The organism is Streptomyces sp. NPDC059534 (assembly GCF_042743475.1).
Taxonomy (GTDB): domain Bacteria; phylum Actinomycetota; class Actinomycetes; order Streptomycetales; family Streptomycetaceae; genus Streptomyces.
Genome location: NZ_JBHWAQ010000042.1, coordinates 34,850 through 54,843 on the forward strand (window position 1 = coordinate 34,850; position 19,994 = coordinate 54,843).

Sequence of the window (19,994 nt, forward strand, 5' to 3'; positions counted from 1 at the left end):
TCAGAGGGCCAGGCCGGCGTCGCGGAACGCGTCCAGGCTCGGGCGGATGGTGACGGTCGCCTGAGAGGTGTCGGCCACCGCGTCCAGGGTCTTGAGTCCGTCGCCGGTGTTGAGGACGACGGTGGTGAGGTTCGGGTCGATGAGCCCGGCCTCGACGAGCTTCCTGGCGACGCCGACGGTCACGCCGCCCGCGGTCTCGGCGAAGATGCCCTCGGTCTGCGCGAGCAGCTTGATGGCGTCCACGACCTGCTCGTCGTTCACGTCCTCCACGGCGCCGCCGGTGCGGCGGGCGATGTCGAGCACGTACGGGCCGTCGGCCGGGTTGCCGATCGCGAGCGACTTGGCGATCGTGTTCGGCTTCTGCGGGCGGACGACGTCGTGGCCGGCCTTGAAGGCGGCGGAGACCGGGGAGCAGCCCTCGGCCTGGGCGCCGAAGATCTTGTACGGCCTGTCCTCGACGAGCCCCAGCTTGATGAGCTCCTGCAGACCCTTGTCGATCTTGGTGAGCTGGGAGCCGGAGGCGATCGGGATGACCAGCTGGTCGGGGATGACCCAGCCGAGCTGCTCGCAGATCTCGTACGCCAGCGTCTTGGAGCCCTCGCCGTAGTACGGGCGGAGGTTGACGTTCACGAAGCCCCAGCCCTCGCCGAGCGGGTCGCCGATGAGCTCCGAGCAGAAGCGGTTGACGTCGTCGTAGTTGCCCTCGATGGCGACCAGGTCACCGCCGTAGACACCGGCCATGACGACCTTGCCCTGCTCCAGGTCGTGCGGGATGAAGACGCAGGAGCGGAAACCGGCACGGGCGGCGGCGGCGCCGACGGCGCCGGCCAGGTTGCCGGTGGAGGAGCAGGAGAGGGTGGTGAAGCCGAAGGCGCGGGCGGCCTCCAGGGCCTGCGCGACGACCCGGTCCTTGAAGGAGTGGGTCGGGTTGCCGGAGTCGTCCTTGACGAAGAGCTTGCCGGGGGCGACGCCGATCTCGCGGGCGAGGTTGTCGGCCTGGACGAGCTTGGTCCAGCCCGGGTTCAGGTTCGGCTTCTCGGCGACGTCGGCCGGGACGGGCAGCAGCGGGGCGTAGCGCCAGATGTTGGCGGGGCCGGCCTCGATCTGCTTGCGCAGCGCCTCGGGGTCACCGGTGGGAAGGTCGTACGCGACTTCGAGAGGTCCGAAACAGAGTTCGCAGGCGAAGATCGGACCGAGCGGGAAGACTTCACCGCATTCGCGACAGGAAAGCCCGGACGCGGGACCGAGGTCGACGGTGGTGGCGGAAGCGACAGTCTGTGCAGCCATGGAGGCGAGGCCCTTTCTCCTCATCTTTCCCATGACGAATTTTTCGCCATGAGACGGATTTGGCACCTTCCCTAGCCGGGGGCCTCGCTGGAGTACGAGACAAACCGACTGGAGGGTTGCCGGGGCTTCAACGGGCCGTTTCCCTCTGCCCCTCTGGATGAGCGGTATTCGATTGTGAAGCGCGATGGACTTCGTTCCTGCGCTCCGACGCGGTCGGCACCCCGACGTGCATCGGGGATCCGCGTTGCTCAAGACTGTAACCGAAGGCCCGGATGCTTGGACCGGCCGTCCGTAACGCGAGATGGAGATGACGTGCTGGAAGAGGTGGAGCGCTGGCTGGACCGGCGGTCCTGGTCAGTGGCCGACAGGCCGCTGGAGCGGATCCTCGCCGCCAAGCGTTCGACGACCGTCAGCGTGGTGCTGCCCGCGCTGAACGAGGAGGCGACGGTCGGGGACATCGTCGCCGTCATCCGCCGCGAACTGATGTCGGAGGCGGTGCCGCTCGTCGACGAACTGGTGGTGATCGACTCCGGCTCCACCGACCGCACGGCGGAGGTGGCGGCGGCGGCCGGGGCGCGGGTGGTCGCCCGCGACGCGATACTCCCCCGGATACCGGCCGTGCCCGGCAAGGGCGAGGTCCTGTGGCGGTCGCTGATGGCGACGGCCGGGGACGTGGTGTGCTTCGTCGACGCGGACCTGCGGGACTTCTCCGCGGACTTCGTGACGGGGATCGTGGGCCCACTGCTCACCGACCCGGGCATCGACTTCGTGAAGGCGATGTACGACCGGCCCTTCGGCACCGAGCTCGACGGGCCCGCCGCCGGCCGGACCCCCGCCCAGGGCGGCCGGGTCACGGAGCTGGTGGCACGCCCGCTGCTCAACCTGCACTGGCCGCAGCTGGCCGGTTTCGTGCAGCCGTTGGGCGGCGAGTACGCGGCGCGGCGCTCGCTGCTCGAACGGCTGCCGTTCCCGGTCGGCTACGGGGTGGAGCTGGGGCTGCTCGTCGACGCGCTGCACACGGTGGGCCTGGACGCGCTCGCCCAGGTGGACGTGGGGGTGCGCAAGCACCGGCACCAGGACGGGCAGGCGCTGGGCCGGATGGCGGCGGCGATCTACCGGACCGCGCAGCTGCGGCTGTCGCGGGGCCATCTGGTGCGGCCGCGGCTCACCCAGTTCGAGCGGGGTGAGAAGGGCTTCGAGCCGCGGACGTACGCGGTGGACACCGAGGAGCGGCCCCCGATGGTCGAGATCGCGGAGTACGCGCGCCGCCGCGTGGCGTAACGCCCCATGATGATCCATTTTGCATACATTGCCCTTTTATGCGCTTCAGACGACATCACCCGGGCAGAGTGCTGGCGGCCATCGGTCTCACGGCGGGCTCGCTCGCGTTCACGGCGGCCGGACCGGCCGCCGCGGACGTGGTCGAGCCCTTCGGCAAGCGGTACGACGAGTCGCTGTACGGCGACTTCACCACCATCGGCAACACGGTCATGGGCTGCCCCACCGCCCCCGCGGACATGGCGGCGCGCTGCGCGACGGCGGCGTCCGGCCAGGGCTCGGACAACAACAGCACCTTCGTGATGCAGCGCATCGACGCGGGCGACATCGGGGACGCCGACTACGGCTCCAGCACCGGCCACGTCGTGATCCCGGCCGGCGCGGAGGTCGCGTACGCCCGGCTGTTCTGGGGCGGCAACGACGGCACGTACACGGGCCCGAGCGGCGCCCGGCTCACGCGGTGCGACATCTCCGGCGCCGACGCCGCCCCCTCGCCCGGCGACCCGGCGACGACCGCCCCGGTGATCAAGGTCGGCGCGGGGGCCGCCACCCCGGTCTCGATCGACAGCATGGTCGTCGACCCGTCCGACACCGGCGGCCCGCACTACTACACGGGCGAGTCGGACGTGACCGCCGCCTTCGCGGGCACCTCCGGGACGGACGCCCGGGTGACGGTCGGCAACGTCTGGGCGCCGAACGGCAAGGGCTGCGTCGGGGGCTGGTCCCTCACCGTCGTCCACCGGTTCCCCGCCCCCGACCCGGCCCGCGCCCCCGAGCGCCGGAACGTCTACGTCTACGGCGGCCACGTCCTCCAGCGCTCGACCTCCCCCGCCACCACGATCACCGTGGACGGCTTCCACCGGGGCCCCGGCACCGTACGGGCGAGCGTCACCGCGTACGAGGGCGACCGGAACACCCCCGGCGACACGTTCCTCGTCGACGGCAAGAACGTCACCGAGTCCCACACCGGCACCACCGACAACTTCTTCATCAGCGAGGACGACGGCGCCGTCGCCCCCAAGCCGGCCGACAACCTCAGCATCGACGCCAAGGCGTTCGACGTCCCGGCCGGCGCCGTCCCGCCCGGCGCCACCTCCGCCGACCTGACCTTCTCCACCAGCGGCGACACCTACGTGCCGTCCGCGCTCGCCTTCTCCGTGCCGGTCCCCGACCTGGAGATCACCAAGACGGCCCGCCCGGCCACGGTCAAGCCCGGCGCCCCGGTGCTCGACAAGCCGAAGCCGACCGCGTCCCCGAAGCCCACACCGGTCGACCCCACGCCCAGCCCGAGCCCGTCGCCGCCGGACCCCACCGAATCCGGCGGACCGGCCTCCCCCTCGCCGGCCACGTCCCCCACCGCCACCGTCCAGGTGCACCCGGCCCCGCCCGCCCCCGGACCGCAGGGCAACGCCGGCTCCATGGCCGAGACCGGCGGCAACGGCGAGCGCCTCTGGCTGCTCGGCGCCCTCGCCGTGGCCCTCGCGGCGACGGGCCTGGTGGCGAAGGCGGCCATGCGCGGCCGACGCGACTGACCTGCGGTGACCCCACGTGGCCGGATCAGCCTGTCTCGTATACGTACGTTTGAGCGTTTACGGGACGGGCTAGGTTCGCCACATGGCTACTGTGCTCGTGGCATCCAACCGGGGCCCGGTCTCGTACGTCCCCGGCGACGACGGCTCGCTCGACGCCCGCAGGGGAGGCGGCGGCCTGGTCTCGGGCCTCAGCGCCATCTCCTCCCACGACAGCCTGTGGGTGTGCGCGGCACTGGGCGACGGCGACCGGGAGGCCGTCCGCCGCGGAATCGCCGAGCCCGGCGTACGCATGCTGGACATCGACCCGGACGTCCACGACGACGCGTACAACGGCATCGCGAACTCGGTGCTCTGGTTCCTCCACCACCACCTCTACGACATCCCCCGCGAACCCGTCTTCGACGCGGAGTTCCGCCGCCGCTGGGAGTCGTACCGCGCCTACAACCGCGCCTTCGCCGAGACCCTCGCCGCCGAGGCGGCCGACGGCGCGGCGGTCCTCGTCCAGGACTACCACCTCGCCCTCGTCCCGGGACAGCTCCGCGCCCTCCGCCCCGACCTGCGCATCTCCCACTTCACCCACACCCCGTGGGCGTCCCCCGAGTACCTCCGGATGCTCCCGGACGACATCCGCGAAGAACTGCTGTCGGGCATGCTCGGCGCGGACGAGCTGGGCTTCCACACCCAGGTCTGGGCCGCCGCCTTCCTGAGCTGCGCGGGCGGCGGGAGCGCCGGGACCCGGGTCTCCGTCCACCCCCTCGGCGTCGACGCCGACGAGCTCCGGGCCCTCGCCCACCGGCCCGCGGTGGACGAGAAGCTCGCCCGCCTCCGCGCCGAGGTCGGCGACCGGCGCACCATCGTCCGCGTCGACCGCACCGAACTGTCGAAGAACATCCTGCGCGGCCTCCTCGCCTACCGCGAGCTGCTCACCGTCCACCCCGAGTGGCGCGACCGCGTCGTCCACCTCGCCTCCGCGTACCCCTCGCGCCAGGACCTCGACGTCTACCGCGCCTACACCGCCTCGGTGACCGAACTGGCCGAGCGGATCAACGCCGAGTTCGGCACCCCCGGCTGGCAGCCCGTCCTCGTCTCCGTCCAGGACGACTTCGCCCGCTCCCTCGCCGCCTACCGCCTCGCGGACGTCGCCCTCGTCAACCCCGTCCGCGACGGCATGAACCTGGTCGCCAAGGAGATACCGGTCGTCTCCGAATCCGGCTGCGCCCTCGTCCTGTCCACCGGCGCCGGCGCCTACGAGGAACTGAAGGACGACGCCCTCACCGTCAACCCCTTCGACGTCTCCGAGACCGCCGAAGCCCTCCACGCCGCCCTCTCCATGCCCCCGGCCGAACGCACCGACCGCACCAAGCGCCTCGCCGCCGCCGCCACCGCCCTCCCACCCCAGCGCTGGTTCCTGGACCAGCTGGAGGCACTCAGGACGTAGCGGAGCCGGATGCCCGTCGCTCCCTCCCCCACGCCGCCAGCGGCTCCAGCGCCTCGTTCAGGCGGATGCCGCCCTTGGTGAGGGAGTACTCGACGCGGGGCGGGACCTCGTCGTAGGAGGCGCGGTGGACGATGCCGTCGGCCTCCATCTCGCGGAGGTGGGAGGCGAGGACCTTCTCGGTGATGCCGGGGAGGAGACGGCGGAGCTCGCCGAAGCGGCGATGGGGCTGCTCGTGGAGTGCCCAGAGGATGAGGACCTTCCACTTGCCGCCGATGACCTCCATCGCGGTGTCGATCCCGCAGATGTGCCCGTCCTCGCCGCCGGGCCGGTTCAGCGTCGCCATGCGTCCACCCCTCTGACCTGTTCGCTCACCTCAGGGTAACCACCCACCTGGAAGTGGGTACTTGAGCAGGTCAGAGCCCTGGAGCAGCCTTGTGGGCATGACAGCGAACCCTTCCGAGAAGACCCCCGTCACCCTCCTCGGCCTCGGTGCGATGGGCACCGCGCTCGCCCGGACCTGGCTCGCCGCCGGGCACCCCCTCACCGTCTGGAACCGGACCCCGGCCCGCGCGGAGCCCCTCGCGGCCGAGGGGGCGAAGGTCGCGGAGAGCGCGTCCGGCGCCGTCGCGGCGAGTCGTCTCGTCGTCGTCTGCCTGCTCGACGACGACTCCGTCGGCGCCGCCCTCGATGGCGCCGACCTGACCGGCAAGGACCTGGTCGGCCTCACCACCACGACACCGGCCCAGGCCCGCGCGCGTGCCGCCTGGGCCGAGCGGCGGGGAGCTCGCTACCTGGACGGCGGGATCATGGCCGTACCGCCCATGGTCGGTGTCCCGGCGGCCGGCGGCTACGTGTTCTACAGCGGCTCGCGGGAGCTCTTCCAACTGCACCGGGACACCCTGGCCGTCCCCGTCGGCACCGAGTACGTCGGCGAGGACGCGGGTTTCGCCGCCCTCCACGACGTGGCACTCCTGAGCGGGATGTACGGCCTGTTCGCAGGCGCGGCACACGCCTTCGCACTGATCCGCAGCGAGGGCGTCGACCCCGTCTCGTTCGCCCCCCTGCTCGCCGACTGGCTCACCGCCATGGCCCGGGGCGTCCACGGAACCGCCGCCCGGCTGAAGAGCGGCGACTACACGGACGGCGTCGTCTCGAACCTCGCCATGCAGGTGGCGGGCACGCCCACGTTCCTGACGACGGCCGAAGAGCAGGGCGTGAGCCCGGAGTTGATCCGGCCGTACTTCGACCTGATGCGCCGGCGCCTTGAGGTGGGGGGCGGCGAGGAGGATCTGACGGGGGTGGTCGACCTGCTGCTGCGCTGACGACCGGGTCAACCGGTGCGGACCGCCTTGGCGAGGGCCGTCAGGAAGTCGACGACTCCCGGGGGGCCGGTCACGGAGAGGTCGGCGCGGTCGGCCAGTTCCGGGACCTCGGTGGAGCCGCTGCAGACGAGGAGGCCGGGGGTGCCGTCGGAGCGGAGTTTCTCGACGGCGGCGAAGGCGGGGAGGTCGCCCAGGTCGTCGCCCGCGTAGAGCACGGACCCGGCGCCCACCTCCCGTACGTACTCGGCGAGGGCCACGCCCTTGTCCATGCCCGGGGGCCGCAGCTCCAGGACCATGCGGCCGGGCTCCAGGACGAGGCCGTGGTGGGTGGCGAGCTCGCCGAGGGGGCCCTTGAGGGCCTCGAACGCGCCCTCCGGGTCGAGGGCGCGGCGGGTGTGGACGGCGACGGCCCGGCCCTTCTCCTCGATCCAGACGCCCGGCCAGGCGCCGGCCCGGTCGAGGAAGCCGGGGAGTTCGGCGCGGACGGAGGCGACGCCCGGGTGCGGGGCGGCGGCGTGGACGGTGCCGGTGACGGCGTCCCAGCGTTCGGCGCCGTAGTGGCCGAGGACGACGAGGTGCTCCAGGCCGGGGACGCCGGCGAAGCCGCCGTAGCGGACGGCGACCCCTGCGGGGCGGCCCGTCACGACGGCGACGGAGGCGACCTCGGGAGCGAGGGCGGCGAGGGCGGGCACGGCGCCGGGATGCGCGCGGGCCTGCTCCGGGTCGGCGACGATCTCGGCGAGGGTGCCGTCGAAGTCGAGGGCGACGACGGCCTTCGCCGGCCGCGCGAGAAGCGCGGCCAGACCGTCGCGGCCTGCGGACGTGGCCGGGTGCGGGAGGCTGCTGACCATGCTTCCGACCCTACCGACGCGGGGCGCCCGCGTCAGGGGCGCGAACGAGACGGCGACGGAGGAACCCGGCGGCCCGGCCCTCACCGACGCGCGCTGTCGCCCGTCATCTCCTCCGCTGCTTCTCCTCGCGGACCCGGCGCAGCCGGTTGACCGTGACGGGGTCGTGGGCGAGGGCGCGCGGGTCGTCGAGGAGGGCGTTGAGGAGCTGGTAGTAGCGGGTCGGCGAGAGGCCGAGCCGCTCGCGGACGGCCCGCTCCTTGGCGCCGGGGCCGGGCCAGGAGCGGCGCTCGACGGCGAGGAGGGCCTGCTCGCGTGCGGCGAGGCCGTCGTCGTCTCGTTCCTCGCTCGCGGTCATACGACCAACCTATTACCCGGCGGCCCCTGCGGCCCTACTCGGCCGCCTCGGCCGCCGTCGCCGCCCGGCCGATCGCGCCGAGGACCTCGGCGGGCTTGGCGTCCGGGGAGACCGCCTTTCCGATGTTCTTCTTGACGTTCTCGCTGACCTTGGCCCAGGAGGTCTTGCCGACCGGCGGCAGCTGGGCGTTGGGCAGGCCCTTGAGGAACGCGCGCAGGTTGGCGTACTCGGGGTCGGTCTCCATGCGGGTGGAGGCGCTGACGGTGACCGGCAGGAGGTCGTTGTCCCCGGCGAACTTCAGGACGTTCTCGTCCCGGAAGACGAAGTTGAGGAAGTCGCCGATCTCCTTGCGGTGACCGTTCTGCTTGAAGCCCATGATCCAGTCGGCGACGCCCATGGAGGACTTGGGCGTGCCGTCGGCGCCGGGCAGCGGGACCTGCCCGACCTTGACGCCCTTCTTGGCGGCCTCCTTCACGAGCGAGGGGTGGCCGTTGAGCATGCCGACCTCGCCGCGCGCGAAGGCGGCGAAGGCGGCCTTGCGGTTGAGCTTGGCGGGGGCGACGGGGCCGGTGAGGCCCTTGGCGACCAGGTTCGTCCGCAGCCACTCGAAGGTGCGGACGTTGGCGTCGGAGTCGACGGCGTAGTGGTCGGTGGCGTCGGTCCAGCCGCCACCGCCGCTGAGCAGCCACATCAGCGTCTCGGCCTGGGCCTCCTCGGGGCCGAGGGGCAGCGCGAAGGGGGTGTCGACACCGTTGTCCTTCAGCTTCTCGGCGGCCGCGGCCAGCTCGGCCCAGGTCTTGGGGGCCTTGAGCCCGGCCTCGGCGAAGAGGTCCTCGTTGTAGAAGAGGGGTCGGGTGGAGGCGACGAACGGCAGACCGTACTGGGTGCGCTTGGACTCGCCCGCGGCGACCAGCGGCGCGAGGAAGTTCGCCTGGACGGGGATGGAGAGGATCTCGTCGGCGGCGTAGAGCTTGTCGGCGGCCGCGTAGTCGGCGTAGGCGCCGATCTGCGCGATGTCGGGGGCCTTGCCGGCGGCGACCATCTCGGCGACCTTGCGGTCGACGTCGTCCCAGGACTCGACCTGGAGTTCGACCGTGACGCTGGGGTACTGCGCCTCGAAGGCGGCGACGAGGTCGGTCCAGTACTTCTTGGTGGAGTCGCCGCCGGTGAGGTCGTACTCGGCGGCGACCAGCCGGAGGGTGACGTCGCCGGAGGCGCCCCCCAGAGAGCCGCACCCGGCGACCGTCGCGGTCATTCCGAGGGCGGCGGCGGCCGCGGTCAGTCCAAGAAATCGTCGCCGCTCCACGGCTTCATCCACCTTTTGCTCGTCGTCGAGCTGCACCGACATGCGTGTTCACCCGGCGCAGGGCCGCAAGTCTCTCCCGTGGCCGAGCATGAGGTCTACACCACTTGGGTATCGCTTCCGCAACGCAGCCCGAACCTCGAATTTGTATCCGTACGCAACAATCCTCAGCAGTGGACTAGACCTTTTGGGTGCTCGCGCGCCAAACTGTCCCTCGTGAGACACGTCATCGCCCTGGATGTGGGCGGCACCGGCATGAAGGCCGCCCTCGTCGGGGCGGACGGCACCCTGCTCCACGAGGCCCGCCGCGCCACCGGGCGCCGCCGTGGCCCCGAGGCCGTGGTGGAGACCATCCTCGGCTTCGCCGAGGAGCTCCGCGCGCTCGGCCAGGAGCGGTACGGCCAACCCGCCGCGGCCGCCGGAGTGGCCGTCCCCGGAATCGTCGACGCCGAGAACGGCATCGCCGTCTACGCCGCCAACCTCGGCTGGCGGGACGTTCCCATGCGCGAACTCCTCAGCAGCCGACTCGACGGCATCCCCGTCGCCCTCGGCCACGACGTGCGCACCGGCGGCCTCGCCGAAGGCCGCATCGGCGCGGGCAACGGCGCCGACCGCTTCCTCTTCGTCCCCCTCGGCACCGGCATCGCCGGCGCCATCGGCATCGGCGACCGCATCGAAGCCGGCGCCCACGGCTACGCCGGCGAGATCGGCCACATCGTCGTCCGCCCCGGCGGCACCGACTGCGGCTGCGGCCAGCGCGGCTGCCTGGAGCGGTACGCCTCCGCCTCCGCCGTCTCCCAGGCATGGGCCGCCGCCAGTGGCGACCCCGACGCCGACGCCGCCGACTGCGCCAAGGCCGTCGAATCCGGCGACGCCAAGGCCGTACAGGTCTGGCAGGACGCCGTCGACGCCCTCGCCGACGGCCTCGTCACCGCCCTCACCCTGCTGGACCCCCGCACGCTCATCATCGGTGGCGGTCTCGCCGAGGCCGGGGAAACCTTGTTCACACCACTTCGGGCCGCGGTGGAGGAGCGAGTCACGTTCCAGAAGCTGCCCGCCATCGTCCCGGCGGCCCTCGGGGACACCGCCGGATGCCTGGGCGCGGGCCTCCTCGCCTGGGACCTGCTCGCCGACCAGCCCCCCACCGACTCGGAGGTTTCCGCCTGATGGCCGATCACAAGGTTCTCGCCGGCGCACACGTCGTGCTGCCCACCGGGATCGTCGAGAACGGACGCGTGATCGTCGACGGCGGCCGCATCACCGGCAGCGCGCCGGAGGGCGCCCCCGAGACCGACCTGACCGGGCACTGGCTCGTCCCCGGCTTCGTCGACATGCACAACCACGGCGGCGGCGGCGCCTCCTTCACCTCCGGCACCGTCGACGAGGTCCTCAAGGGCGTCCACACCCACCGGCTGCACGGCACCACCACCGTCGTCGCCTCCTTCGTCACCGGCGAGATGGACTTCCTCACCCGGCGCGCCGGCCTGCTCTCCGAGCTCGCCGAACAGGGCGAGATCGCCGGCCTCCACTTCGAGGGCCCGTTCATCTCCCCCTGCCGCAAGGGCGCCCACGACGAGACGCTGCTGCGCGACCCCGACCCGGCCGACGTCCGCAAGCTGATCGACGCCGGCCGCGGCCAGGCCAAGATGGTCACCCTCGCCACCGAGCTGCCCGGCGGCCTCGACTCCGTCCGCCTGCTCGCCGAGCACGGCGTGATCGCCGCCATCGGCCACACCGACGCCTCGTACGAGCAGACCGCCGCGGCCATCGACGCCGGCGCCACCGTCGCCACCCACCTCTACAACGCGATGCCCGCCCTCGGCCACCGCGCCCCCGGCCCGATCGCCGCCCTCCTGGAGGACGAGCGGATCACCGTCGAGCTCATCAACGACGGCACCCACCTCCACCCCGCCGCCCTGGAACTCGCCTTCCACCACGCGGGCCCCGAGCGCGTCGCCTTCATCACCGACGCCATGGACGCGGCCGGCTTCGGCGACGGCCGCTACATGCTCGGCCCCCTGGAGGTCGAGGTGAAGGACAGCGTCGCCCGCCTCGTCGAGGGCGGCTCCATCGCCGGCTCCACCCTCACCCTCGACCGCGCCTTCAAGCGCGCCGTCACCATCGACGGCCTCCCCGTCGAATCCGTTGTCCAGGCCATCTCCGCCAACCCCGCCCGCCTCCTCGGCGTCGCCGACCGCGTCGGCTCCCTGGAGCCCGGCAAGGACGCCGACATCGTGGTCCTCGACGCCGGGTTCGACCTCGTCGGCGTCATGCGCAAGGGCGAGTGGATCCTCGACCCGGCGGCGGCCGCAACGGTCTGATCAGGAGTCATGTGCGAGGGCGGTCGGCCGGGGGACTGGGCCAACCGCCTTTCGTTTGGCATGATCGGTGCCCGTCGGAGCGTGCGTTCCGCAGGACTTCACACGGAGTACGGAGTACGGGGGGTGGACAGGTGATCCTCACGGTCACCCTCAACACGGCGCTGGACCTGACCTATCGGGTCCCCGCCCTCACCCCGCACGCCTCCCATCGCGTCACCCAGGTCATCGAACGCCCCGGCGGCAAGGGCCTCAACGTCGCCCGGGTGCTCGCCGCCCTCGGCCACGAGACCGTCGCCACCGGCTTCGCGGGCGGCGCGACCGGCGCGATGCTGCGGGCCCAGCTCGCCGCGACCCCCGTGCGGGACGCACTCGTGGAGACCGCGGGCCCCACCCGCCGCACCGTCGCGGTCGTCGACACCGCGACCGGCGACACCACCCAGCTCAACGAGCCGGGCCCGGCCGTCACCGCCGCGGAATGGACCGCCTTCCGCACCCGCTTCACGGAACTCCTCGACGGGGCCGCCGCGGTGGCCCTCTGCGGCAGCCTCCCGCCGGGCATCCACGTCGGCGCGTACGCGGAACTCGTCCGCCTCGCCCGAACCGCCGGCGTCCCCGTGCTCCTCGACACCAGCGGCGAACCCCTCCGGCGCGGCATCGCCGCCCGCCCCGACCTGGTCAAGCCCAACGCCGAGGAACTCGCCCAGCTCACCGGCACCCGCGAACCCCACCGCGCCACCCGCGACGCCCGCCGCCGGGGCGCCCACGCGGTGATCTCCTCACTCGGCCCCGAGGGCCTCCTCGCCGCCACCCCCGAGGGCCTCTGGCGCGCGACCCCGCCGGCAGCGGTCAAGGGCAACCCCACCGGCGCCGGCGACTCCGCCGTCGCCGGCCTCCTCTCCGGCCTGGTCGACGCCGCCCCCTGGCCCGAACGTCTCACCCGCGCCGTCGCCCTGTCCGCAGCGACCGTCCTCTCCCCGGTGGCCGGGGAGTTCGACGCCGCCGCCTACGAGGAACTGCTGACGCGGGTGAAGGTCACGGAGGAGAACGCCTGAGAGGCGGGACTCCTACTGCCCGAGCTCCGGGGTGACTTCCAGCCAGTCGAGCAGCACGTTGCACTGGTTGCCCTGCTCGCAGGAGATCTTGATCTCGTTCTCGCCCTTCTGGAGGGAGACCGGCGCCCAGGTGGTCTGCCAGTTCTTCTCCAGGTTCGGGTCCGAGGAGTGGACGAAGTTCTTCAGGCCGAGCGGCGACGAGTTCGCCTTGCCGTTGACCGTCAGGGTGGCGTTGGCGTCGACGGCCGGGATGGCGTAGCGCACGGTCAGGCGGTACTTGCCGTCCGACGGCATGTTCGCCTTCCAGGTCACCGAGGAACCGATCGCGTTGAAGCCCGACACGTACACGCCGCCGGCGCCCTCGGCACCCTTCACGGTGGTCTCCGTGAGGGCCGAGCCGCCCAGCTTCAGGGTGGCCGCGTCCTGCTTCGGGAGTTCCTCCGGGGTCTTGTCCGCGCTGGGCTCGGTGCTGGGCTGCTGGGAGACCTGGGAGGGGGCGGTGGAGGGGGTGTTGCCGGACTGGTCGTCCTTGTCCTTGTTGCCGTAGTTGCTGATCACGGCGGCGGCGATGCCGACGACGACGACCGCGACGACGGCGACGGCGCCGATGAGGAGGCCCTTGGTGTTGGGGCCGCGGCCGGAGCCGCCACCGCGCTGGGGCGGAATCGACGACTGGCGGGTCTGCGACCCGCCGGGTCCGCCGGGTCCGCCGCCGTAGGTCTCGGGCGCCGCGTACTGCGCCTGCGGCTGGCCGTAGGGGGCCTGCTGCTGCGGCGGGACGTAGGGCTGCTGCGGCTGGCCGTACTGGCGCTCGCCGACCGTTCTGACCTGGTTGTACGAGGTGCGGGGCACGCCCGGCTGCGCGGGGGCGGGGCCGGGGTAGCCGTAGCCGCCGCCCTGCGGGGGCTGGGCGCCCGCTGCCTGGCCGTCCGCGTACAGGTAGCCGAACGGATCGTCGTCCTCGGGCTTGCTCGCGCCGTCGTTACCGGCAGCCATCCGGGTCATCCTCTCCATGCTCGCCAGCCGTCGCCGACCGGCCGAGCCTACCCCGAACGGACGAGCGCGCGACTCAGCCGGCCCTGCGGTGGACCTTGGCGCGGGAGCGCTTCTCCACGTACATCCGCTGGTCGGCGGAGTTCAGGACCTCTTCGACGGTCATCCCGCATTCGGCCCAGCCGATGCCGAAACTGGCGCCGACCCGGACCGCCCGCCCGTCCACCCGGATGGGCGGGATGATCGCGTTGCGGAGGCGTACGGCCAGGTCGGCGGCGTCGGCGGCGCCGAGACCGTCGGCGAGGACGACGAACTCGTCACCGCCGAGCCGGGCCACGGTGTCGCCGTCCCGCACACCGGTGGTGAGCCGGCGGGCGACCTCGATGAGGACGGCGTCGCCGGTGTGGTGCCCGAACCGGTCGTTGATCGACTTGAAGCCGTCGAGGTCACAGAAGAGGACGGCGAGCCCCTTGGTGCCGTCGTCGACCTCGCCGCCCGTGGGCGCGACGGCGTGGACATGGTGGTCGTACGGCCCGGCGCCGCCCGCCGGCTCGAATCCGAAGCCGTGCTCGTGCTCGTGCTCGTAGGGCTGCGGCTCGTGGCCGGAGTCGTACGACGGGTCGTAGGTGGTCTCGTACGAGGTGTCGTACGAGGACCCGTCGCCGGGCCCGTAGCCGCCGTCCCGGGCGGAGTCGTACGCGCCGTACGCGGCCTCGTCACCCGGCGCCGAGGGGCGTTCACAGATGCGGGCGGAGAGGCGGGAGCGCAGCTCGGCACTGTTGGGAAGGCCGGTGAGCGCGTCGTGCGAGGCCCGGTGGGCGAGCTGGAGCTCGTGCCGCTTGCGCTCCTCGATGTCCTCGACATGGGTGAGGAGGAAGCGGGGTCCGTCGGCGGTGTCGGCGACGACCGAGTTGCGCAGGGAGACCCATACATAGGTGCCGTCGCGCCGCCCGAGCCGCAGCTCGGCCCGGCCGCCCTCGGCGGAGGTCCGGAGCAGGGTGCCTATGTCCTCGGGGTGGACGAGGTCGGCGAAGGAGTAGCGCCGCATCACGGACGCGGGCCGGCCGAGGAGCCGGCAGAGGGCGTCGTTGGTCCGCAGCAGCCGGCCGTGCTGGTCGCCGCCCATCTCGGCGATCGCCATGCCGGAGGGGGCGTACTCGAATGCCTGCCGGAAGGACTCCTCGCTGGCGCGCAGGGCCTGCTGCTCCCGCTCCAGGCGGACCAGGGCCCGCTGCATGTTCGAGCGGAGGCGGGCGTTGCTGATCGCGATCGCCGACTGCGAGGCGTACATCTGGAGCGCCTCCTGGCCCCAGGGGCCCGGGTGCCGGCCGTTGCGCGGGCGGTCGACGGATATGACGCCGAGGAGCTCACGGCCGGAGCCGGAGGCGTACATCGGGGCGTACAGCCGGTCGTGCGGGTGCCACTCGTCCTCGAAGCGGGGCGCCGGGCCGTCGGTGTGCCACTGGGGGACGTCGTCCTCCATCAGGACCCAGCCCTCGGTGTGCGGGATGAACCGCAGGTCGCCCCAGGAGGACCCCATGGCGAGGCGCCGTTCCCAGGAGGCGCGGGAGCCGACCCGGCCGGTGATCAGGGCCTCGGCGGCGGAGCTTCCGGCGAAGGCGGCGACGACGAGGTCACCGTCGGGGCGTACGAGGTTGACGCAGGCCAGCTCATAGTTGAGACCGGCGACCACACCGTCGGCGACGGTCTGCAGGGTGTCCGCCAGGCTGCGCGCAGTGTTGAGGTCCGCCACGACGTGATGCAGCTGCCGCAGGGTCGAGAGACGGACGTACGGCTCCGACTCGGTCTCCATCGCTCGCTCTCCCCGAGACCTCGACAGCAACTCCAGGGTTCTCATCGGCTACGTGTTGCACTGTCACTGCCACTGAATCACAGCGAGCTGCGCACCCGGTACACAGGGTCAGCAAATACTGCCCTCTGTGACTCAAGTCACAGCAGGTCATGGCGGGTCGTGTCTTTCCTCCTGGGGCCTCGCACCATAGGGCGGAGAGGCCCGCCGGACACGAGCCGGGCAGGACTTTTCGGACAGGGCCTAGGTCCGGCGAGGGTCCCGGACTGGTCCCCGGGCCCGATGCGTCGGGCACGGGCGCCGCAATAGCGTTGCGGGTGTGCTGCAGAAGACCCCCGCCCCGCCCCCCGTCTCCGACCTGGCCATCCCTCATGCTGAGGGGGTGAGCAACGACGAGTTCCGGGCGGCCATGTCCCGCCTCGCGGCGGGCGTGGTCCTGGTGACCGCGCACGACCCCGACGACGGTCCGCGCGGCGAGGACGTCGGCATGACGGCCACCGCCTTCCTGTCGGTCTCGCTCGACCCGCCCCTGGTCCTGGTCAGCCTCCGCAACGGCTCCCGTATGGACGACCTGCTCGCCGACGTCCCCGTCTGGGCCGTCTCGATCCTGGCCGAGAGCCAGCGGCACGTCGCCGGCCGCTTCGCCATGAAGAACCGGGTCAGCGACCGGCTGCTCTTCGCCGACCTGCCGTACACCCGCGGCGAGGAGAGCGGCGCCCCGCTGATGGGCGGCGCGCTGGCCACGCTGGAGTGCCGCACCGAGAGCCGGGTCGTGGCCGGCGACCACACGCTCGTCGTGGGCCGCGTCCTGACGGCCGCCCTGCCCCCGGCCTCCGCCGCCGGCCCGCTGACGTACTTCCAGGGGAAGTACCGCCAGCTGTCCTGAACAGGTCTCCCGGACCGACCGGAGGCGCCCCGCTCGCGTCTGTCCCAGACCGGCCGGACGCCGCCTCAGCCCCAGTCGCGGGACTGGCGGGTCCGCTTCGTCTCGGAGCGCTGCTTCTTCTCGCGCAGCCGCCGCTCGTTGATCCCGCGCGGGATCTTCGTCGGCCTGCGGGGCTTCGGCGGCGGGGCCGTCGCCTCGGCGAGGAGGGCGGTGAGCCGGACCGCGGCCGTCTCGCGGTTGCGCCACTGGGAGCGGTGCTCCGAGGAGCGGACCGTCACGACGCCGTTGACGAGACGTGAGGCCAGCCGCTCCAGCGCCCGCGCCTTCCACACCTCGGGGAGCGACTCGGTGGCCGCGAGGTCGAAGCGGAGCTCCACCTGCGAGTCGCTGGTGTTGACGTGCTGCCCGCCCGGCCCCGACGACCGCGAGAAACGCCACTGGAGCTCGGCCTCGGGGAGCGAGACGGAGCCGCGGATGAAATAGGGACCGGACATGCCCTCCATGTTCCCCGGAGGGGGCCATCGGAGTCATCCTGTTTTCACCGCGGAACCCCGTGGGAAAGCCCGTGGAGAACCGGTCGGGAACCGCCGGGGCCGCGCACGCGTTTCTCCAGGCGAAGACATCACGATGAAAGGGACTTTCCATGGCTGTGAGCCTGTCCAAGGGCGGCAACGTCTCCCTGACCAAGGAGGCCCCGGGCCTCGCCGCCGTCACCGTGGGCCTCGGCTGGGACGTCCGCACCACCACCGGCACCGACTTCGACCTCGACGCCTCGGCGATCGGTGTGGACGCCGCCGGCAAGGTCGCGTCCGACGCGCACTTCGTCTTCTTCAACAACAAGTCGACGCCGGACCAGACCATCGTCCACACCGGTGACAACCGCACCGGCGAGGGCGGCGGCGACGACGAGCAGATCAACGTCAACCTGGCGGCCCTCCCGCCGAACGTCGACAAGATCGTCTTCCCGGTCTCCATCTACGACGCGGTCAACCGCTCGCAGAACTTCGGCCAGGTGCGCAACGCGTACATCCGCATCGTCAACCAGGCCGGCGGCGCCGAGCTCGCCCGCTACGACCTCTCCGAGGACGCGGCCGTCGAGACCGCCATGGTCTTCGGCGAGCTGTACCGCAACGGCGCCGAGTGGAAGTTCCGCGCCGTCGGCCAGGGCTACGCCTCCGGCCTCGAGGGCATCGCCCGCGACTTCGGCGTCAACCTCTGATCCGTCGTACGAGGACAGAGCCCCGGCCGGGACCTCCCGGCCGGGGCTCTACCCTTTCCGCGTGATCGTCGAAGCCCTCGCCCCCAAGGCCCTGGAGGACGGCGCCGCCCTCCCCGGCGCGCTGCTCACCGAGCTCACCGCGCTGTACGCGTCGAACGTCGCGTTCCAGCAGCTCAGCGGCGACTTCCCGGACCCGTCCGACATCCGTCCCGAGCAGGTCGCCGCCGCGCTCGCCGACGACCTCGCCGAGCCCACCGCCGAGGTGCTCCTCGCCCGCTCCGAGGGCCGGCTCGTCGCCGTCGCCGTGACGCTCGGCCGCCACCCCGACCCGGCCGACCCCGACCCGTGGCTGGGCCTCCTCATGGTCCACGCGGACGAGCAGCGCGCGGGCCACGGCCGCCGGCTCGCCGCGTACGTCGAGGACCGCTTCCGCGCCGACGGCCGCGCCGGGCTGCGGCTCGCCGTCCTGGAGAACAACCCGAAGGCGCTGGCCTTCTGGACCTCGCTCGGTTACGAGGAGACCGCCCGGCGCCCGGACCTCGCCCAGGGGCGCGCCTGCGTCGTGCTGCGCAAGGCCCTGACCTGACCCTGACCTGACCTGACCGACAAGAGGCCCCTAAGGCACCTCCAGGGTGCCCGCTAGGGCTTCTCCGGCTTCCCGTCGCCGTACAGCCAGACGTCCCACAGCCCGTCGAGGTCCTTCCCCGCCACGCTCTCCGCGTAGGCCGTGAAGTCGTCCGTGGTGGCGTTGGCGTGCCGGTACTTGGCGAGCCAGCCGCGCAGGATCTCGTCGAAGACCCGGTCGCCGACGGTCTCCCGGAGTTTGTGCAGGACCATCGCGCCGCGCTGGTAGACGGGCGGGTCGAAGAGGTTCTCGGCGGCCGGGGGGTCGGCGGGCGGGAAGGCCCAGTTGGCGTCCTGGGCGAAGGCGGTCGCGAAGCGGGTCCGGGCGGGGACGTTCTCGTACTCCTCCGCGTACAGCCATTCGGCGTACGTGGCGAAGCCCTCGTTCAGCCACAGGTCCCGCCAGCCGGCGGGGGTGACCGAGTTCCCGAACCACTGGTGGGCCAGCTCGTGGACGAGGGTCGCCCGGTCGAAGGAGGCGGCGGGGAAGACGGGCCGGGTCTGCGTCTCCAGGGCGTAGCCGAGGGGCCCGTCCTTCATGACGATCGCGCCGGCCGCCGAGAAGGGGTACGGGCCGAAACGATCCGCCTGCCGGCCGAGGATCGTGGGGATCTCGCCCCGCAGCGCCGCGCTGCTCGCCGCGACCGCCGGCTCGGCGGCGGTCAGCACGGGCACGGACCCGGCGTCGGCGCTGACGCTCGCCCTGGCACTGGCACTGGCACTGGCACTGGAGTCGGCATCGGCGTCAGCTCCCAGTGGCGCGGTCGCCGTCCCCGTCTCGAACCGGCCGATCGCGACCGTCGCGAGGTAGCTGGCCATCGGCTCGGCCGCGTGCCAGACGGTGGTGACGCGGCCGTCCGCCGCCGTCCGCCGCTCGGTCCTGACCCCGTTGGAGAACGCGTCGAGGCCGGCCGGGACGGTGAGCGTGATGTCGTACGCGGCCTTGTCGGAGGGGTGGTGGTTGCCGGGGAACCAGGTCATCGAGCCCTGCGGTTCGCCGACCGCGACCGCACCGCCGTCGGTGCGCAGCCAGCCCTCCTCGGAGCCGTCCGCGTCCGTGATCGGCTCGGGCACGCCCGTATAGGTGACGGTGGCCTCGAACTCCGCGCCCTCGGGGATCTCGTCGTGCGGCCGGAGCGTCAGTTCGTTCCCGGCCCGGTTGTGGGCGGCCGGGGCGCCGTCGACCGTCGCCGCGGCCACCGTGAGACCGGCGAGGTCGAGGTTGAAGGCGCTGAGGTCCTGGGTGGCGCGGGCGGTGATCTCGGCGGTGCCGTCGAGCCGCCCGGTGCGGGGGTCGTAGGCGAGGGACAGGGCGTAGTGCCCCACGTCGTAGCCGCCGTTGCCGAGCTTCGGGAAGTACGGGTCGCGCAGCCCGGCGGCCCCGGGGGTGCCCCGGACGCCGCCGGTGGCCCCCGTGCAGCCGCCCGCGAGCAGTGCGAGGGCGACGAGGGCGGCGGCGGTTCCGGTCCGGTTGCGCTGGATCACGTACCGATCCTAAGCAACCCTCCCGAACGGGGCGCATACGGAAAAGGCCGTACGGAAGAGGCGGCGGCGCCCGGCGGGGGGTCCGGGCGCCGCCACCGGCCGTGGGGCTCTTCCTGCCGGGCGACCGGTCAGTTGCCGAGGGAGGCGACGCCGGCCTGGGCGAACTTCTCGTCGAGGTCGCCGGAGGGGGCGCCGGCGACGCCGATGCCGGCGATGGGGGCGCCCTTGGCGGTGACGG

Annotated in this window: 18 protein-coding genes, 3 pseudogenes and 1 riboswitch; of the genes and pseudogenes, 11 read left to right on the top strand and 10 right to left on the bottom strand. The window is 72.6% G+C overall.

Annotated elements, in window-relative coordinates:
- Positions 1–1,311, bottom strand: a complete 1,311-nt coding sequence (gene thrC / locus ACFVZH_RS33910) for a threonine synthase (RefSeq protein ID WP_384903522.1) — start codon at positions 1,309–1,311, stop codon at positions 1–3.
- Positions 1,305–1,451, bottom strand: a riboswitch (SAM riboswitch). Its footprint overlaps the gene before it by 7 nt.
- Before the next feature lie 148 nt (positions 1,452–1,599).
- On the opposite strand from thrC, the gene ACFVZH_RS33915 reads away from it, so the two are divergent.
- The 3 genes from ACFVZH_RS33915 (at position 1,600) to ACFVZH_RS33925 (ending at position 5,535) form a co-directional block, all read left to right on the top strand.
- Positions 1,600–2,568 carry a glucosyl-3-phosphoglycerate synthase gene (locus ACFVZH_RS33915; RefSeq protein WP_384903488.1) on the top strand — a complete coding sequence of 323 codons (969 nt, stop codon included), beginning with the start codon at positions 1,600–1,602 and terminating at the stop codon, positions 2,566–2,568.
- A gap of 38 nt (positions 2,569–2,606) precedes the next feature.
- On the top strand, positions 2,607–4,097 hold the full coding sequence (locus tag ACFVZH_RS33920) for a hypothetical protein (protein WP_384903490.1): 1,491 nt from the start codon (positions 2,607–2,609) through the stop codon (positions 4,095–4,097).
- An 82-nt stretch (positions 4,098–4,179) separates the two neighbouring features.
- Positions 4,180–5,535 carry a trehalose-6-phosphate synthase gene (locus ACFVZH_RS33925; protein WP_384903492.1) on the top strand — a complete coding sequence of 452 codons (1,356 nt, stop codon included), beginning with the start codon at positions 4,180–4,182 and terminating at the stop codon, positions 5,533–5,535.
- On the opposite strand, the gene ACFVZH_RS33930 is transcribed toward ACFVZH_RS33925, so the two are convergent.
- The gene (locus ACFVZH_RS33930) at positions 5,525–5,878 is read right to left on the bottom strand and encodes a winged helix-turn-helix transcriptional regulator (RefSeq protein ID WP_384903493.1); all 354 of its coding nucleotides are present in this window, start codon (positions 5,876–5,878) and stop codon (positions 5,525–5,527) included. The two genes, ACFVZH_RS33925 and ACFVZH_RS33930, sit on opposite strands and share 11 nt — an antisense overlap.
- A 97-nt stretch (positions 5,879–5,975) precedes the next feature.
- On the opposite strand from ACFVZH_RS33930, the pseudogene ACFVZH_RS33935 reads away from it, so the two are divergent.
- Both ACFVZH_RS33935 and ACFVZH_RS33940 read left to right on the top strand, forming a co-directional pair.
- A pseudogene (locus ACFVZH_RS33935) lies at positions 5,976–6,332 on the top strand (NAD(P)-binding domain-containing protein); the annotation flags it as partial.
- 150 nt (positions 6,333–6,482) lie between these two features.
- A pseudogene (locus ACFVZH_RS33940) lies at positions 6,483–6,857 on the top strand (NAD(P)-dependent oxidoreductase); the annotation flags it as partial.
- Between the two features lie 8 nt (positions 6,858–6,865).
- On the opposite strand, the gene otsB reads toward ACFVZH_RS33940, so the two are convergent.
- The 3 genes from otsB to ACFVZH_RS33955 all read right to left on the bottom strand — a co-directional run bounded on the left by otsB (position 6,866) and on the right by ACFVZH_RS33955 (position 9,411).
- Positions 6,866–7,708, bottom strand: coding sequence for a trehalose-phosphatase (otsB, locus tag ACFVZH_RS33945; RefSeq protein ID WP_384903495.1), 843 nt, complete (start codon positions 7,706–7,708; stop codon positions 6,866–6,868).
- Between the two features lie 103 nt (positions 7,709–7,811).
- Positions 7,812–8,063, bottom strand: coding sequence for a DUF3263 domain-containing protein (locus ACFVZH_RS33950; RefSeq protein WP_384903497.1), 252 nt, complete (start codon positions 8,061–8,063; stop codon positions 7,812–7,814).
- Between the two features lie 34 nt (positions 8,064–8,097).
- Complete coding sequence (locus ACFVZH_RS33955) at positions 8,098–9,411, bottom strand: extracellular solute-binding protein (protein ID WP_384903499.1); 1,314 nt, start codon at positions 9,409–9,411, stop codon at positions 8,098–8,100.
- A 171-nt stretch (positions 9,412–9,582) separates the two neighbouring features.
- On the opposite strand from ACFVZH_RS33955, the gene ACFVZH_RS33960 reads away from it, so the two are divergent.
- From ACFVZH_RS33960 to ACFVZH_RS33970, 3 genes are all read left to right on the top strand, one after another.
- Positions 9,583–10,533 (top strand): ROK family protein, encoded by a 951-nt coding sequence (locus ACFVZH_RS33960; RefSeq protein WP_384903500.1) that lies wholly within the window; start codon positions 9,583–9,585, stop codon positions 10,531–10,533.
- Positions 10,533–11,687: an N-acetylglucosamine-6-phosphate deacetylase gene (nagA, locus tag ACFVZH_RS33965; RefSeq protein ID WP_384903502.1), complete on the top strand. Its 1,155-nt coding sequence runs from the start codon at positions 10,533–10,535 to the stop codon at positions 11,685–11,687. Before ACFVZH_RS33960 ends, nagA begins: the two co-directional genes overlap by 1 nt.
- Positions 11,688–11,818: 131 nt before the next feature.
- On the top strand, positions 11,819–12,739 hold the full coding sequence (locus ACFVZH_RS33970; RefSeq protein ID WP_384903505.1) for a 1-phosphofructokinase family hexose kinase: 921 nt from the start codon (positions 11,819–11,821) through the stop codon (positions 12,737–12,739).
- A 12-nt stretch (positions 12,740–12,751) separates the two neighbouring features.
- Here ACFVZH_RS33970 and ACFVZH_RS33975 read toward each other — a convergent pair whose 3' ends face one another.
- Together ACFVZH_RS33975 and cdgB are read right to left on the bottom strand one after the other, a co-directional pair.
- Positions 12,752–13,735 carry a CBM35 domain-containing protein gene (locus ACFVZH_RS33975; RefSeq protein WP_384903507.1) on the bottom strand — a complete coding sequence of 328 codons (984 nt, stop codon included), beginning with the start codon at positions 13,733–13,735 and terminating at the stop codon, positions 12,752–12,754.
- A gap of 73 nt (positions 13,736–13,808) precedes the next feature.
- Entirely contained in the window at positions 13,809–15,545 is a 1,737-nt protein-coding gene (gene cdgB / locus ACFVZH_RS33980; RefSeq protein ID WP_384903509.1) for a diguanylate cyclase CdgB, read from the bottom strand.
- Positions 15,546–15,861: 316 nt separating this feature from the next.
- Here cdgB and ACFVZH_RS33985 point away from each other — a divergent pair, with 316 nt between their 5' ends.
- Positions 15,862–16,428 carry a flavin reductase family protein gene (locus ACFVZH_RS33985; RefSeq protein WP_384903512.1) on the top strand — a complete coding sequence of 189 codons (567 nt, stop codon included), beginning with the start codon at positions 15,862–15,864 and terminating at the stop codon, positions 16,426–16,428.
- A 65-nt stretch (positions 16,429–16,493) separates the two neighbouring features.
- Here the strand turns inward: ACFVZH_RS33985 and arfB are convergent, their stop codons facing one another.
- The gene (arfB, locus tag ACFVZH_RS33990) at positions 16,494–16,931 is read right to left on the bottom strand and encodes an alternative ribosome rescue aminoacyl-tRNA hydrolase ArfB (protein WP_384903513.1); all 438 of its coding nucleotides are present in this window, start codon (positions 16,929–16,931) and stop codon (positions 16,494–16,496) included.
- A gap of 140 nt (positions 16,932–17,071) precedes the next feature.
- Here arfB and ACFVZH_RS33995 point away from each other — a divergent pair, with 140 nt between their 5' ends.
- Positions 17,072–17,647, top strand: coding sequence for a TerD family protein (locus tag ACFVZH_RS33995; protein ID WP_017238251.1), 576 nt, complete (start codon positions 17,072–17,074; stop codon positions 17,645–17,647).
- 61 nt (positions 17,648–17,708) lie between these two features.
- The gene (locus tag ACFVZH_RS34000; RefSeq protein WP_384903515.1) at positions 17,709–18,233 is read left to right on the top strand and encodes a GNAT family N-acetyltransferase; all 525 of its coding nucleotides are present in this window, start codon (positions 17,709–17,711) and stop codon (positions 18,231–18,233) included.
- A 53-nt stretch (positions 18,234–18,286) separates the two neighbouring features.
- On the opposite strand, the gene ACFVZH_RS34005 is transcribed toward ACFVZH_RS34000, so the two are convergent.
- Together ACFVZH_RS34005 and ACFVZH_RS34010 are read right to left on the bottom strand one after the other, a co-directional pair.
- Positions 18,287–19,756, bottom strand: coding sequence for a M1 family metallopeptidase (locus tag ACFVZH_RS34005; protein ID WP_384903517.1), 1,470 nt, complete (start codon positions 19,754–19,756; stop codon positions 18,287–18,289).
- 128 nt (positions 19,757–19,884) lie between these two features.
- Positions 19,885–19,994 (bottom strand): annotated as a pseudogene (locus tag ACFVZH_RS34010) (heme-binding protein); the annotation flags it as partial.